This is a genomic window from Desertibaculum subflavum (assembly GCA_003576705.1).
GTDB lineage: Bacteria > Pseudomonadota > Alphaproteobacteria > Ferrovibrionales > Ferrovibrionaceae > Desertibaculum > Desertibaculum subflavum.
Map to the genome: position 1 here is coordinate 1 of QOZS01000060.1, position 15,132 is coordinate 15,132.

At 69.0% G+C, this 15,132-nt stretch carries 15 protein-coding genes; 10 read left to right on the top strand and 5 right to left on the bottom strand.

The genetic code is table 11. The annotated features are described in order from the left end of the window. From DT074_RS23490 to DT074_RS23510, 5 genes are all read left to right on the top strand, one after another. On the top strand, positions 1-569 hold a 569-nt coding region (locus tag DT074_RS23490; RefSeq protein WP_368744874.1), incomplete at its 5' end, for a dienelactone hydrolase family protein. A gap of 15 nt (positions 570-584) precedes the next feature. Beyond that, positions 585-947, top strand: coding sequence for a DUF7674 family protein (locus DT074_RS23495; protein WP_162915145.1), 363 nt, complete (start codon positions 585-587; stop codon positions 945-947). A gap of 20 nt (positions 948-967) precedes the next feature. Then, on the top strand, positions 968-1,285 hold the full coding sequence (locus DT074_RS23500) for a monooxygenase (RefSeq protein ID WP_119422306.1): 318 nt from the start codon (positions 968-970) through the stop codon (positions 1,283-1,285). A 101-nt stretch (positions 1,286-1,386) separates the two neighbouring features. Then, entirely contained in the window at positions 1,387-2,589 is a 1,203-nt protein-coding gene (locus DT074_RS23505; RefSeq protein WP_119422307.1) for a CaiB/BaiF CoA transferase family protein, read from the top strand. 24 nt (positions 2,590-2,613) lie between these two features. Continuing rightward, complete coding sequence (locus DT074_RS23510; protein ID WP_119422308.1) at positions 2,614-3,831, top strand: LLM class flavin-dependent oxidoreductase; 1,218 nt, start codon at positions 2,614-2,616, stop codon at positions 3,829-3,831. Between the two features lie 115 nt (positions 3,832-3,946). On the opposite strand, the gene DT074_RS23515 is transcribed toward DT074_RS23510, so the two are convergent. The 3 genes from DT074_RS23515 to DT074_RS23525 all read right to left on the bottom strand — a co-directional run bounded on the left by DT074_RS23515 (position 3,947) and on the right by DT074_RS23525 (position 7,096). Further along, entirely contained in the window at positions 3,947-5,236 is a 1,290-nt protein-coding gene (locus DT074_RS23515; RefSeq protein WP_119422309.1) for an aspartate aminotransferase type Ic, read from the bottom strand. Beyond that, positions 5,229-6,311 (bottom strand): aspartate-semialdehyde dehydrogenase, encoded by a 1,083-nt coding sequence (locus tag DT074_RS23520; RefSeq protein WP_119422310.1) that lies wholly within the window; start codon positions 6,309-6,311, stop codon positions 5,229-5,231. The genes DT074_RS23515 and DT074_RS23520 overlap by 8 nt, the downstream gene beginning before the upstream one ends. Before the next feature lie 224 nt (positions 6,312-6,535). Beyond that, a complete protein-coding gene (locus DT074_RS23525; RefSeq protein ID WP_368744875.1) occupies positions 6,536-7,096 on the bottom strand; it encodes a TetR/AcrR family transcriptional regulator in 561 nt (186 codons plus the stop codon). A gap of 97 nt (positions 7,097-7,193) precedes the next feature. Between DT074_RS23525 and DT074_RS23530 the strand changes: the two genes are divergently transcribed. Together DT074_RS23530 and DT074_RS23535 are read left to right on the top strand one after the other, a co-directional pair. Next, the gene (locus tag DT074_RS23530; protein WP_119422332.1) at positions 7,194-8,414 is read left to right on the top strand and encodes a cytochrome P450; all 1,221 of its coding nucleotides are present in this window, start codon (positions 7,194-7,196) and stop codon (positions 8,412-8,414) included. Between the two features lie 14 nt (positions 8,415-8,428). Further along, positions 8,429-9,616 carry a thiolase family protein gene (locus DT074_RS23535; protein WP_119422312.1) on the top strand — a complete coding sequence of 396 codons (1,188 nt, stop codon included), beginning with the start codon at positions 8,429-8,431 and terminating at the stop codon, positions 9,614-9,616. On the opposite strand, the gene DT074_RS23540 is transcribed toward DT074_RS23535, so the two are convergent. Then, positions 9,606-10,568, bottom strand: a complete 963-nt coding sequence (locus DT074_RS23540) for an NAD(P)H-dependent flavin oxidoreductase (RefSeq protein ID WP_119422313.1) — start codon at positions 10,566-10,568, stop codon at positions 9,606-9,608. The two genes, DT074_RS23535 and DT074_RS23540, sit on opposite strands and share 11 nt — an antisense overlap. Beyond that, positions 10,565-12,130 (bottom strand): class I adenylate-forming enzyme family protein, encoded by a 1,566-nt coding sequence (locus DT074_RS23545; protein WP_162915146.1) that lies wholly within the window; start codon positions 12,128-12,130, stop codon positions 10,565-10,567. The genes DT074_RS23540 and DT074_RS23545 overlap by 4 nt, the downstream gene beginning before the upstream one ends. A 127-nt stretch (positions 12,131-12,257) precedes the next feature. On the opposite strand from DT074_RS23545, the gene DT074_RS23550 reads away from it, so the two are divergent. The 3 genes from DT074_RS23550 (at position 12,258) to DT074_RS23560 (ending at position 15,094) form a co-directional block, all read left to right on the top strand. Next, positions 12,258-12,989, top strand: a complete 732-nt coding sequence (locus DT074_RS23550; protein WP_119422315.1) for an SDR family oxidoreductase — start codon at positions 12,258-12,260, stop codon at positions 12,987-12,989. 35 nt (positions 12,990-13,024) lie between these two features. Beyond that, positions 13,025-13,831, top strand: coding sequence for an SDR family NAD(P)-dependent oxidoreductase (locus tag DT074_RS23555; RefSeq protein WP_119422316.1), 807 nt, complete (start codon positions 13,025-13,027; stop codon positions 13,829-13,831). Between the two features lie 63 nt (positions 13,832-13,894). Further along, positions 13,895-15,094, top strand: a complete 1,200-nt coding sequence (locus DT074_RS23560; RefSeq protein WP_119422317.1) for an MFS transporter — start codon at positions 13,895-13,897, stop codon at positions 15,092-15,094. The last annotated feature ends 38 nt before the right edge of the window (positions 15,095-15,132 follow it).

Consider the following 15,132-nt stretch of genomic DNA (forward strand, 5'->3'; position numbering starts at 1 on the left):
TCGACGCCGACCGGATCGGCGCGCAAGGCCACAGCCGCGGCGGCGCCGCGGTGCTGACCGCCGCCGCCCGCCGCTTCGCCGGCGCCGTGCTGGGCGAGCGCCCGCGCCTCGCCGGCGTGCTCGCCGCCTATCCCTGGTCCGGCCACCAGTTCCTCGATCCCGATATCGGCGACACGGTCGTGCATGTGCTGATGGGCGACCGCGACGAATGGTGCCTGCCGCAGCAGGTGCAGGGCCATGTGCAGGCGATGCGGCTGCGCGGCGGGCGCGCGACGATGCGGCTGGTGGCGGGCGCGGCGCACAGCTTCGACCGCGGCGTGCCCGTCTGGCGCATTGCGGAAGCCTCGGTCTCGCCCGGCGCGCCGACCGCCTATATCGCCGACGATGGCGCCTTCATCCACCCGACCGGCGACCGGCCGGACCCGAAGCTGGTCGACCGCGACATCATGGTCTATGCGCTGAAGGCGGGCTACGGCGTGAAGGGCGCATCGCTCGGCACCGAGGGCGATCAGGCCACGCTGTTCCGCGACGACATGCTAGCGTTCTGGCGCCGCACCCTGCTCGGCTGACGTGAGAGGAGCCTCATGAGTATGCCGTCGGTATCATTCATCAGGTCGATGGTGGCGCGGTTCCCAACTCTCGATGCACTGCTTAAAGAGCATATCGAAGACTTCGAAGAGATCTTACCGCACCTGTTTTTCGGCGATGTTACGCGGCATATCGTTTCCCTACTCCCCGCAGCGAGCGGGAGCGATTTTCCCCGGCGGCGAGAGCTACGTGACATCTTGGCACATCTCGAAGAATCATATTCACGCGGTGACGACGAGCTGCAGGAGCTTATATCCGTGTCCTTTCTTGAAAACCTGCCGCGCCCCGGTGAAGCGGGCGCGCAGATCCGCGAGATGGTTGGCCCGACTCTCAGAGCGCAGCTGGCTGTGATTGGATAGTGTGTTTGAGGGAGATCCCTATGATCATCGCCGTCGTACAGATTCCAATGCCGAAGCGCAGCCCCAGTGATGCGATCAAATCGGCCACCGCGACGGCCCCGACCTATCAGGGCCTCGCCGCGAAGGGATTGCTGCGCAAGGACTACCTGAACGGCGATGCCGGCGGCGGCGGGATCTATACCTGGGTCAGCCGGGAAGCCGCCGAGGCCTGGTACACCCCGGCCTGGCGCAAGCAGATGGCCGAGCGCTTCGGCGCCGAGCCGACGGTGACCTACTACGACACCTACGTCACCGTGGATAACGTCGCTGGCGAGGTAAAGGTGCGCCAGCCCGGCTGAGCGCGGCGACGGGCCGCGAGACTCGGGCCGCCGTTCCGCTATTCTCAGGCCCGGCCCGGGGGTTCCGGGCCGGATTGCGGGCGTATTTCGGGAGGAAACAAATGGCTGGACCCTTGGCGGGCGTGCGCATCCTGGATTGCACGTCGGTCGTGCTCGGGCCCTGGGCGGCGCAGCAGCTGGGCGATCTCGGCGCCGACATCGTCAAGATCGAGCCGCCGGAGGGCGACACCACGCGCCAGCTCGGGCCGAAGCGCAATCCCGGCATGGCCGCCTTCTTCCTCGGCTGCAACCGCTCCAAGCGCTCGATCGTGTTGGACCTGAAGAAGGATGACGGCCGCAACGCGCTGTTCAAGCTGGCCGAGACCGCCGACGTGCTGATGCACAACTACCGCCCCGAGCCGGCGGCGCGGCTCAAGCTTAGTTATGAGGTCTTCGCCAAGATCAACCCGCGGCTGATCTATCTCGCCACCTATGGCTATCGCGCCGCCGGGCCGATGGGCGCCAAGGCCGCCTATGACGACATCATCCAGGCGGGCTCGGGCCTTGCCATGCTGCAGACCGTGGTGGCCGGCGCGCCGCGCTTCCTGCCCACCATCGTCGCCGACAAGACGAGCTCCAACGCCGTGCTCGCCGCCGTGCTCGCCGCGCTGTACGAGCGCGAGAAGTCGGGCCAGGGCCAGGCGGTCGAGGTGCCGATGTTCGAGAGCCTGGTCTCCTACGTCATGGTCGAGCATCTCTACGGCGAGACTTTCCTGCCGGCGATCGAAACCGCCGGCTACAAGCGCCTGCTCAACAAGGAGCGGCGGCCCTATCCCTCCAAGGACGGCTATTTCGCCCTGCTGCCCTATACCGATGGGCATTGGAAGGAGTTCTGCAAGCTGATCGATCGCAACGACATCATGGCCGATCCGCGCTTCCAGTCGCTGGCGACACGGCTCGCCAATATCGAAGTCGTCTATGCAACCCTCGCCGAGATCTGCGCCACCCGCACCAATGCCGAGTGGAACGCGCTGCTCAAGGATTCGAACGTGCCGCACGGGCCGGTCAACAGCCTGGAAGACCTGTTCGAGGACGCGCAGCTCAAGGCGACGGATTTCTGGAAGGAGGTCGAGCACCCGACCGAGGGCCGCATCCGCATGCCCGACGTGCCGACGCGCTTCAGCCGCACCAAGCCCGAGGTGACGCGGCTGCAGCCCAATCTCGGCGAGCACAGCGTAGAGATCCTGAAGGAGGCCGGCTTCTCCGGCGGCGAGATCGACAAGCTGATTGCCAGCGGCGCCACCAAGGACGGCCGCCGGAAGTAACCAAGAAATCTGGAGGAACCACCCATGAAGTTCGGCGTGTTTTATGAGCTGCAGCTGCCGCGCCCGTGGGCGCAGGACAGCGAGCACAAGCTTTTCCAGGAAGCGCTCGACCAGATCCAGCTCGCCGACCAGCTCGGCATCGACCATGCCTGGGCGGTCGAGCATCACTTCCTCGAGGAATATTCGCATTGCTCGGCGCCGGAAGTGTTCCTCTCCGCCGCCGCCGGCCGCACCAAGCGGATCCGGCTCGGCCACGGCATCCGTCAGGTGATCGCCAACTACAACCACCCCGCCCGCACCGCCGAGGTGGTGGCCTCGCTCGACCTCGTCTCCTCCGGCCGGGTCGATCTCGGCATCGGCGAGGGCGCGACCCGGCTCGAGCTCGGCGGCTTCGGCATTCCGGCCAAGTTCAAGCGCAGCTACTCGCTGGAAGCGGCCGAGCAGATCGCCAACATGATGGTGATGGAGCCCTATCCGGGTTTCCAGGGCGAGAGCTTCTCGATGCCGGCGCGCAACGTGCTGCCCAAGCCCTTGCAGAAGCCGCATCCGCCGATGTGGATGGCCTGCACCAACCGCGACACGATCAAGGTGGCGGCCTCCCTCGGCCTCGGCGCCCTCGCCTTCTCCTTCCTCGATCCGGAGGAGGCGAAGAAATGGGCCGACATCTATTACGGCATCATCAAGAGCGACCAATGCGTGCCGCTCGGCCATCGCGTCAACGCCAATATCGCCATGGTCTCGGCCTTCTCGATCCATCCCGACAAGGCGGAGGCGGTGCGGCGCGGCCAGGAGGGCTTCGAGTTCTTCGGCTATTCGATCAACGCCCTCGTCGCGCAGGACACGCGGCCCGGCCGCTCCAGGCTGTGGGAGGAATTCCAGGAGCGGCGCAAGACCGGCCGGCTCGAGCTTGGCCGCGACCTCAACTCGGCCCCCGGCATTGGCACGCCTGACGAGTTCCGCCGGCATATCGGCGAATACGAGAAGGTCGGCGTCGACCAGATCATTCTGCTGCAGCAGGCGGGCCGGAACTCCAACGCGCATATCTGCGAATCGCTGGAGCGCTTCGCCAAGGAGGTGCTGCCCGAATTCGCCGCCAAGCGCGAGGCGAACGAGGCCCGCAAGCAGGCCGAGCTCGCGCCCTATATCGAGGCGGCGCTCAAGCGGAAGAAGTACATGAAGCCCCTCGCCGACCACGAAATCCCGGTGGTCGAGGCCTCGGCCAAGAAGGCGAAGGTGGAGTAGGCGCAGCTCCAAGCAAACATCGTCGTGCCCGGGCTTGTCCCGGGTACCCACGGCTTTCCGCAGCACTGCCCGACGGCGTGGATGCCCGGGACAAGCCCGGGCACGACGTGATTGGCTAAGCCGCCCGCTGCTGCTCCGCCGCCTCCGTGCCCGCGAGAAGCACGGAAAGAGCGATGCCCTCGACGGCCTGCCGCACCTCTTCCACCGACGGGAAGCTCGGCGCCAGGCGGATGTTGCGGTCGCGCGGGTCCTGGCCATAGGGAAAGGTTCGGCCGGCCGGCACCATGGCGATGCCGGCCTGCGTCGCAAGCTGGACCACGCGCTTGGCCAGGCCGTCCTGCACGTCGAGGCTGACGAAATAGCCGCCTTCCGGCTTGGTCCAGGTGGCAAGGCCGGTGCCGCCGAGACGTGCCTGCAGCACCTGTTGCACCGCGGCGAATTTCGGCGCCAGCAGCGCGCGGTGCTGTTCCATATGCGCCAGCAATCCGGCGCCGTCGCGCAAGAGCCGCGCATGGCGGAGCTGGTTCACCTTGTCCGCGCCGATGGTGCGCCGGCCCATATGTGTCATGAACCAGTCGAGGTTGTTGCGCGAGGCCGCGAACAGCGCCAGGCCCGAGCCTGCGAAGGTGACCTTCGAGGTGGAGGCGAAGATGAAGACGCGGTCCGGGTGGCCGGCGCGGGCGCAGGCCTGGGCGATATTGGCCACCTCGTGCCGCGTCGCGGTCAGGTGGTGCGCGGCATAGGCATTGTCCCAGAAGATGCGGAAATCCGGCGCCGCGGCGCGCATGGCGGCGAGCCGCTCCACCACCTCGGGCGCATAGATCTCGCCGGTCGGGTTGGAGTATTTCGGCACGCACCAGATGCCCTTGATCGAGGCGTCCTGGGCGACGAGGCGTTCCACGACGGCCATGTCCGGCCCGCGCCCGGTCAGCGGCACCGGGATCATGCGGATGCCATAGCCCTCGCACAGGCCGAAATGCCGGTCATAGCCCGGCACCGGGCAGAGGAATGCGATCTCGCCCTGCTGCGACCACGGCCCGCGCCCGCCGGGCACGCCGTGCAGCAGCGCATAGACGATGCTGTCGTGCATCAGCGCCAGCGAGGAATTGCCGCCGATCAGGATGCGCTCCACCGGAACGCCCAGCATGTCGGCGAAGATCGCCCGCGTCTCCGGCAGGCCGCGCAGGTCGCCGAAATAATTGCGCACGTCGCTGCCATCGGCGGCGCGCCAATCATTGCCGGGCGAACCGAGCAGCGCAGTGGCGAGGTCGAGCTGTTCCGGCGCCGGCTTGCCGCGCGTCATGTCGAGCCTGAGCCCCTGGGCGCGGAAGGCGTCGTACTCCGTCTGGAGGCGCTGGCGGAAGCCCGCCAGCTCCTCCGTGGACATCCGGACGATCTCAGGCATTGGCGGCCTCCCGCGCCGAAGCGGCCGCGGCCTGCACGATCGGCAGGCGCTCGGCGATCTGCACCGCATTGAGCGCCGCGCCCTTCAGCAGCTGGTCGCCGCAGACGAACAGCGCGACGGTGCGGCCCGACGGATCGCCGATATCCTGGCGGATGCGCCCGACCAGAATGTCGTCCTGGCCCGAGGCGTCCTTCGGCATCGGGAAGTAATTGGCCACAGGGTCGTCGACCACGCGCACGCCCGGCGCACGCTCCATGATGGCGCGAACCTCCTCCGGGCCGATCGGATGCTCGCATTCGACGGTGAGCGCCGCGGCATGCGCGCGCAGCACCGGCACGCGGATGCAGGTCGGCGAGATGCGCAGGCCCGACTCGCCGAAGATCTTGCGCGTCTCCGCCACCACCTTGGTCTCCTCCTCGTTATAGCCGGTCGCGGGGTCGACCTTGGTGTTGTGGCTGAACAGGTTGAAGGCGTAGTCGTGACGCAGCACCTGGGGCTGGAACGGCCGGCCATCGAGATAGGCCGCCGTCGCATCGCGCAGCTCCTGCATCATCGCCGCGCCGCCGCCGGAAGCCGCCTGATAGCTCGCCAGCACGATGCGGCGGATCGGGTTGGCGCGGTGCAACGGCCAGAGCGGCGTCATCGCCACGATGGCGACGCAGTTCGGGTTGGCGATGATGCCGCGGTGGCGGGCGATCGCTTCCGCGTTGATCTCGGGGATCACCAGCGGCACCCCGGCATCCATGCGGAAGGCCGAGGAATTGTCGACCACGACGGCGCCGGCGCGCACGGCGGCCGGCGCATATTGGCGGGAGATGGCGCCGCCGGCCGAAAACAGCGCGATGTCGATGCCAGCGAAGCTCTTCTCGGTCAGCGCATCGACCTCGATCTGCTCACCGCGGAACGCCACGCGCTTGCCGGCCGAGCGGGCGGAGGCGAGCAGCCGCAGGCGGGACAGCGGGAAGCCCCGGCGTTCCAGACAGCCGGCGATCTCCACGCCGACGGCGCCGGTGGCGCCGACGATGGCAACGGCCGGTCTTCGATCTTGAGCGGGCTCTGGGTTACTCGGTCGCATCTTTCGTCTCCGTCGTCAGAGCCGGAGGAGACGGGCGCCGCGCATGAAAAAGGCCCCGTCCGATCCGGCGGGGCCTGGGTGGCTGTTATGCGGCTTCGATCAGCGCGCGCACGCCTCCACGACCCCGGCGGGGGTTTTGGTCGAGGTGGTGGTGCGCTTGTCGGTCGAGCGACGCATGGCCTGGATGTATCCGGGCGGCCGCTGCTTGTAAAGCAGATTTGCGCTCAACCCCTGCGAAGGGCGCGGACGAAGCTGCGCGCGATCTCCGCGGGTTTTGCCCCGCCCGGCCGATACCAGGTCGGCGTCCAGTTGAGCGAGCCGAGGAGCTGGAGCCGCAGCAGCCCGCGATCGGCCCCGGACGGGAGCGGCAGCGCCGCCATCAACTCGGCGAAACGGCGCTCGTAGCGATCGCGGAGCCCGACCAGCCGCCTCCGCAGGGCGGGCGACAGCCGGGTGAGATCGACGATGAGGACGGCGGGAAACGGGCTTTTGGCGAGCAGCGCCTCGAGATGCGCGACGGCGGCCGCCTCGACCCGCGCCCAGGGATCGCGCTTGCCCTCGAGCGCCGTCTCGACGGCGGCGACGACCTGCTCGACCCCGACCGCATAGACCGCCGCGATCAGCTCGTCCTTGGAGCGGAAGTGATAGTAAATCGAGCCCGCGAGCATGCCGGCATCGTGCGCGATATCGCGCATGGAGGCGGCGTCGAAGCCGCCATGCGCGAAGTGTCGCGCCGCCGCTTCCAGAATCTCTCCTCGTCGATTGCCGGCGTCCCTGGCCGTCATCGCGGCGGCTGTCATAGCGCACTATACCAAACAAACACTTGTTTGGTCGATCCCCTGTCGCTAGCCTGCCGCCTCCCGCATGTGCCGCGAGCGCGCCATGGCCTTCGTGTTCGATCTGGGCGATCCCGCCGTCAACGCCGACCCGTTCCCGGCCTTTGCGCGGCTGCGCGAGGAGGATCCGGTGCACTGGTCGCCGGCGATGAAGGCCTGGATCGTGACGCGCTACGACGATGTGAAGCGGGTCGCCCTCGACAACAGCGCAATCTCGGCCGACCGGCTCACCCCCTTCTTCGCCGCCCAGCCGGCGCGGCAGGGACGCGTCGAGCACCTAATGCGCTATCTGAACCATTGGATGGTGTTCAAGGATCCGCCGGATCACACCCGCCTGCGGCGCCTGTTCAACAAGGTGTTCACGCCGAGCGCGGTGGAGGCGCTGCGCCCGAACGTCGAAGAGATCGTGGCGCTGCTGCTCGACGGCATGGCTGCGAAGGCGGCGAAGGGCGAGCCGATCGACTGGATCGCTGACTTCGCCTATCCGCTGCCGGCGACGGTGATCATGGATCTGCTCGGCGTGCCGCGGGACGACCTGCGACGGGTGAAGGTCTGGTCCGACGATATCGCGCTTTTCATCGGCACCGCGCAGGTGGCGGGCGACAAATATGCCCGCGCCGAGGCCGGCGCGAGAGCGATGTCCGACTACTTCCGGACACTCGTCGACCGGCGCGCCGCGGTGCCGGAGGAGGACATGATCAGCCGGCTGGTGCTGGCCAGCGACGAGCGCGAGGCGCTCTCCGCCGACGAGGTGATCGGCACCTGCATCCTGCTGCTCTTCGCCGGGCACGAGACGACGACCAACCTGATCGGCAACGGCATTCTCTATAACCTTCGACACCGCGACCAGTGGGAGCGCCTGCGGGCCTCGCCATCGCTGATCGAAAGCGCGGTGGAGGAATGGCTCCGCTATGACGGGCCGACCGGCGCCCTCGCCCGCGTCGTTGCCCGCGACCATGAGCTCGGCGGCAAGCGGCTCAAGGCGGGCGAGCGCGTCTTCGCCTTTGCCAATGCGGCGAACCGCGATCCGGCCCAGTTCGCCGAGGCCGAGCGGTTCGATATCGGCCGCAACCCCAATCCGCACCTGACCTTCGGTCACGGCATCCATTTCTGTCTGGGCGCGCCCCTGGCGCGACTGGAGGCCCAGATCGCCGCCCGGCAGCTGATCGGGCGCTTTCCCGCCCTGCGGCTGGCCACCGACAGGCTCGACTGGCACGATTCGCTGATCCTGCGCGGCGTCGGGGCGCTGGCCGTCACCATCGTCTAGAGGAAGGAGAGATCATGGCACAGGAAACCGTGCTGGCCGCCGGGGCGCGCACGCCGTTCGGCGATTTCGGCAAGTCGCTGCGCGAAGTGCCGCTGACCGACCTCGCCGCGCACGCGGCCCGCGCCTCCATCGCCCGTTCGGGGCTCAAGCCCGGCGATTTCGACCATTTCGTGTTCAGCAGCACACTGTTCCCCGATCGCGACACGTTGTTCGGCGGCCGCGTGGTGGGCATCAAGGCGGGCCTGCCGGAGGAAGTGCCGGCGCTGAATGTCATTCGCGCCTGCGGCACCGGTCTGCAGGCCCTGATCTCGGCCGGCCAGCAGATCAAGGAGGGGCAGAGCGAGGTCGCGCTGGCCGGCGGCGGCGAGAACTACAGCCGCATGCCGCACGTCGTGACCACGGCGCGCTACGGCACCAGGCGCGGCCCTCTGACGATGGAAGACCAGCTGGACTGGGCCTATCGCTGCCCGTTCAGCCAGGAATATATGGGCGAGACGGCGGAGAACCTGGCCGAGGAGTTCCAGTATGAACGCGAGCCGATGGACGATTGGGGCCTGATGAGCCAGCAGCGCGCCGGCGCCGCCATCCGCTCCGGCTTCCTGGCGCGGCAGATCGTGCCGATCGAGGTGCCGGAAGGGGGCGGCACGCGCCGCTTCGATACCGACGAGTTCCCGCGCACCGAGGTAACGCGCGAAAAGCTGCGCCAGCTCAAGCCCGCCTTCCGCGACGGCGGCAAGGTGACCGCGGGATCTTCCTCGGGCGTGACCGACGGCGCCGCCTTCCTGGTGGTGGCCGACCGCGCGGCGGCCGAGCGCAAGGGCCTTGCGCCGGAGGCGCGGATCGTGGACTGGACCGCCGTCGGCGTGCCGCCGCGGATCATGGGCAGCGGCCCGGTGCCGGCGATCCGCAAGCTGCTCGACCGCCAAGGCCTCAAGGTCGGCGATATCGACTATTTCGAGATCAACGAGGCCTTCGCGGTGGTGAACCTGCATGCCGAGCGACAGCTCGGCATCCCGCGCGACGCGACCAACCTCTATGGCGGCGGCATCTCCATCGGCCATCCGCCGGGCGCAACCGGCGTGCGCATGACCATTACCGCCATGCACCATCTCGCCGACACCGGCGGGCGCTACGCCGTGATCTCCATGTGCCTCGGCGGCGGCCAGGGGATGGCGATGCTGATCGAGAGCCTCAGGCGCTGATCGACGCGCGGTATTCGCGTTCCGTCTGCGTCACCAGATCGGCGACCGGGACGATCGCGCTGACGCCGCTGACGCTGTGGCCGGCGCTCCAGATGTCCTTCCAGCGTTTCGGCCGGCTCTCGCGCGCCTCGATCGAGATGTCCTTGGCGACGTCGATCGTGCCGCGCTCGGGCAGCGCATCTGGGTCGAGGCCGGCGGCAGCGATGGAGGGCTTCAGCATGTTGGTCTGCAAGCCGGTGAAGGCGCGGGTGAGCAAGATGTCATTGGCGGTGGCGCCGACCAGCATCTGCTTGTAGCCGTCCGGCGCCAGGCTCTCGGCCGTGGCGATGAAGCGCGTGCCCATATAAGCGAGGTCGCAGCCCAGCGCCTCCGCCGCGCGTAGCGCCTGGCCGTCGGAGATGCCGCCGGCCAATACGATCGGGCCGGCGAAGAAGGCGCGCACCGCGCGGACGAAGGCGAAGGGGTTGAGCCAGCCGGTCTGCCCGCCCGCGCCGGCGGTCAGCAGCACGAGCCCGTCCGCGCCGGCGGCAATCGCCTTCTCCGCATGCTGGATGGTCGCCACGTCGGCCAGCACCAGCGCGCCGATATCGTGCAGCGGGCCGATCACCGGTGCCGGCGTGCCGACGCTGGTGATGACGAGTTCCGGCCGGTGCCGCAGCAGCACGCGCAGGTCGTCCGGCACGCGCGGGTTGGAGCGGTGCACGATCAGGTTCGGGCACCACGGCGCCGCCGGCTTGCCGGTCGCGTCCTCGTGGCGCTTGAGATCGCCGACGATCTCGTCGCCCCAACGGTCGAGTTCCTCGGGCGTGCGGCAATTGGCCGTCGGGAAGGCGCCGATCACGCCTTCGCGGCAGGCCGCCTTGACCAGCGCGGTGCCGGAGACGAGGAACATTGGCGCCGCGATCAGGGGCAGGCGCAGCCTGGCGCGAATGCCCTTGAGAGGGTTGGTCATATGCGGCCTGCCTTGCCTTTCCAGTAGCGTTCGCGCAGCTCGCGCTTCAGCACCTTGCCGACGGCGCTGCGCGGCAGCGCCTCGATGAACTCGACATGCTTCGGCGCCATGACGGGGCCGAGCCGGTCGCGACAGAGCTGGATCAGCTCCGCCGGCGTCGCGCGCCCGCCGGGCGCCAGCTCGACCACCGCCGTCACCGCCTCGCCCCATTTCTCGTCCGGCACGCCGATCACCGCGCAATCCTGCACGGCGGGATGCGCGACCAGCACCTGCTCCACCTCCAGCGGAAAGACGTTGAAGCCGCCGGAGATGATCAGGTCGCGCTTCCTGTCGCTGACATAGATGAAGCCGTCCCGGTCACGGAAGCCGAGATCGCCGGTATGCTGCCAGCCGCCGGCCTTGATGGCCACTGTCGCTTCCGGATCGTTGACATAGCGCAGCATGGCGGTCGGCCCCTGCATGACGATCTCGCCGACCTCGCCGGGCGGCAGCAGCCGCCCCTGGTCGTCCATGATCTCGATCGCCGCGACGTTCGGCGTCGGCAGGCCGACCGATTTGAGGCGGCCGGCATGCGCGGGATTCCGCAGCGCCTCGGTCACCGCCCAGGGCGGCATGAAGGTGAGCGGGAAGCCCGATTCGGTCTGCCCGAAGCTCTGGCAGATCACCGGCCCGAAGATCTCATGCGCCTGGGCGATCTTCTCCACCGCGAACGGCGCTGCCGCCGACATCAGGTAGCGCAGCGAGGAGAAATCGGTCTGCCGCACCTTCGGGTGGTTCATCAGCATGTAGATCACGGTCGGCGGCAGGAACAGCAGCGACACGCGGTAGCGCTCCACCGCCTCCAGCAGCTTGCCGAGATCGACCGCCGGCATCAGCACCACGGTGCCGCCCATCGCGAGCGTCGCCATGGCGACGATGCCGCCGGCATGGGTGATCGGCGCGACGGCGAGGTTGACCGGTGGCGTGCCGCCGAATTGCAGCTCGGTCATGAAGCCGATGGTGTTCCAGGCGAGGAAGCCCGGATCGCCCTGGGTGATCTTGGGCGCGCCGGTGGTGCCGCCGGTCGAGCCCTGGAAGCCGATCTCGCCGGGCGCGAGGCGAACATTGACGGCTGCGCCGCTGCCTTCGCCGGCGACGGTGGCGAGCGAGGGGAAGCCCGGCAGGTCCCGGTCGATGCAGATGACGAAGCGGAGCGTCTTCACGCCGGCCCGGATCTGCTCGACCAGCTCGGCGGTGGAGGAGTGGAAGAACAGCGCCTCGCAGCCGCCGCGCGCCAGGATGTCGATATTGGTGGCGATGGCGTTGCGCAGGTTGATGTTGCACCAGGCGCCGCCGGCGCGCAGCCCGCCCAGCATGGCGACCATCGCCGCACTGCAATTCGGACTGAACAGCGCGAAGCGCGTCGAGGGCCCGAAGCCGCCCGCGACCAGTGCATTGGCAAAGCGGTTGGTGAGCGCGGTCAGCGCGGCGTAGCTGATACTGCCGCCGTCGTCGATCAGCGCGGCACGGTCGCCCGCGATGCGCGCGGCGCGATCGTAGAGGTCGATATAGTTGACCGTCATCGCTTCCTCCCGGGCCGGCTCACGCGCCCCTTTCGACCTTTCTGCCGCGCTGGCGGAAGCCGCGCAACCGATTGCTTGCGCGCATCGAAGTGGAGGTAACATCGGCGCAGCAATCGAGGTGACACGCATGCAGATCAAAGGGTCCATCGCGCTGGTGACCGGCGCCAATCGCGGCATCGGCGCCGAGCTGGCCAAGGCGCTGCTCGCTTCCGGCGCCGCCAAGGTCTATGGGGCAGCCCGCGACCCGGCGGCGATCACCGGCGCCGGCCTCGTGCCGGTCAGGCTCGACGTGACGCAGGATGACCAAGTGGCGGCCGCAGCCGCGACATGCCGCGACGTCACCTTGCTGATCAACAATGCCGGCATCGCCGCCTTCACACCGTTGCTCGAAGCGCCGACGCTCGAGAATGCCGAGGCCGAGATGGCGACCAACTATTTCGGCACGCTCCGCATGTGCCGTGCCTTCGCCCCCGTCCTGAAAGCGAATGGCGGCGGTGCCATCGTCAACGTGCTGTCGGTGGCGGCGATGTTCAACGTGCCGATGCAGGGATCGTACTGCGCCTCCAAGGCGGCGGAAACATCGCTGACCCACGGCATCCGCCACGAGCTGAAGGCGCAGGGCACCGCCGTGCACGGCGCCTATTTCGGCTATGTCGATACCGGCATGACGGCGCATCTCAGCATGCCGAAGGAGAGCCCGGCCGATATCGCCCGCGGCGTCCTGGCCGGCATCGCGGCCGGCGAGGAGGAGATCCTGGTCGACCAGCGGGCCCGTGACACACGCGCCGCCCTGATGCAGAACCCGCGCGCCATGGAGCTGGCGATGCAGGCCGCCTGGGACGCGCGCCAGCGCCGCTGAGGCGCTATGCTGCGCGCGGATTTTGGGAGGAAGCGATGGCTCAAGTTGAGGGCAAGGTCGCGCTGATTACCGGCGCGGCATCGGGGATCGGCGCCGCCTGCGCGGAGACGCTGGCGCGCGAGGGCGCCAAGGTGGTGCTGACCGATATCGACGAGGCGGGCCTGCGCCAGGTGGCCGACCGCATCGTCAAGGCAGGCGGCACGGCCATCACGCTCCGCCAGGACGTGACCGACGAGGCGCGCTGGGCCGAGGTGGTGGCCGAGGCGGAGCGCAAATGCGGCCGGCTCGACATCCTGGTCTCCAATGCCGGCATCGGCATCATGGTGCCGGTGCTGCAGATGAGCCTGGCCGATTGGCGACGGCAGACCGCGATCAACCTGGACGGCGTGTTCCTGTCGGTGAAGCATTGCGTGCCGGCGATGGCCCGCGCCGGCGGCGGCTCGATCATCATCATGTCGTCCTTGGCGGGGCTCCGCGGCGCGGCCGGCCTCGCCGGCTATTGCGCGACCAAGGGCGGCGTGCGCCTGTTCGCCAAGGCGGTGGCGCTGGAATGCGCCGCCGCCAACCTCAACATCCGCGTCAACACCGTGCATCCCGGCATCATCGCGACGCCGATCTGGGACAAGATTCCATCCGGCGGCGTGTTGCCGGCGGGCCAGAATGCCGGCTTCGATCCGGAAGCGATGTCTCAGATGGCGGTGCCGCTTCGCCGAGCCGGCCAGGCGCAGGACATCGCCAATGGCGTGCTCTATCTCGCCTCCGACGCCTCCGCCTACATGACCGGCTCGGAGCTGGTGATCGACGGCGGCATGTTCAGCGGCAACATGCCCCGGCAGGCCTAAATGCAGCGCAGGATTGCGCGGGCCGGACTGCTCGCCGCCGCCCGCGCGGGCTAGAAGCGGGGCATGACGGATCTGCCGCTGACGGCGAGCGAGACCGCGACGGCGCGCGAACGCCCGCGCGTGCCCTGGGCGCTGGTCGCGGCCTGCTGCCTCGGTTCCTTCGCGGCGACGTCGAGCGGCACCACGCGGGCGCCGTTCCTGCTCGACATGGCCCGCGATCTCGACGTCAGCGTGCCGCTGATCGCCAACCTGTTCGCCATGACGGCGACCGCCTGGGGCGTCGCCTCGCTGGTCGGCGGCATCGGCGCCGACCGCTTCGGCCGGCGGCCCTTCCTGCTCGGCGGGCCGATCGTGCTGACCTTGGCGATGTTCGGCGTCGCCCGGGCGGGCAGCTATCTCGAAGTCGTCGTCTGGGGCACGCTCGGCGGCGCCTGCTGCGGCATGTTCATGGGCAGCATGATGGCCGAGGTGTCGGACCGCACCGACGACAGCCAGCGCGGCCGCGCGCTCGGCTGGGTGATGAGCGGCCAGTCGCTGACCCTGATCCTCGGCGTGCCGCTGGCGGCCTGGCTCGGCGCCTCGATCGGCTGGCGCGGCGTGCATCTTTGCGTGGCGGCGCTGGCGATCACCTCGGTGCTCGGCCTCGCCGCGACCACCCGCGCGCGGCCGCTCGCCGCCGGCGGCGGCCAGGGCGGCAAGCCGGTCGCCTTCCGCGCCGCCTTCACCGGGCCGGTGCTGCGCCTGCTCTCCACCGTGATCGCCGAACGCATTTGCTACGGCCTCGCCGCGGTCTATTTCGCCACCTTCCTGATCGAGAGCTACGGCATCACGCTTTCCGGCGTGGCGCTGCCATTGGCCCTGTTCGCCGCCGGCAACATCCTGGGCACCGTGGCCGGCGGCTACCTCGCCGACCGCGCGCGCAACCGGCTGGTCACCTTCGCCGCCGCCATGATCGCCTCCGCCATGGCCGCGCTGGCGCTGTTCGGCTGGCAGCCGGATCTCGCGACCTCGGTGGCGCTCGGCTTCCTCTTCATGCTGCTCAACGCCATCGGCCGACCGTCGCTGATGGCGGCCCTGGCCGCCGTTTCGAGCGAGGTGCGCGGCACGGTGATGGGCCTGATGGGCACCTGCGCCAGCATCGGCTGGGTCGGCGCCGCCGCGCTCGGCGGCTGGATGCTGGTGCTCGGCGGCTTCCCCGGCTTCGGCCCGCTGATCGCCGCGCTGGCGCTGCTCGGCGCGGGACTCGCCGTCCTTCGGCGGTGATCGCCGCCCCATTGGTCTTCGCCTCGATTCCTGGCATG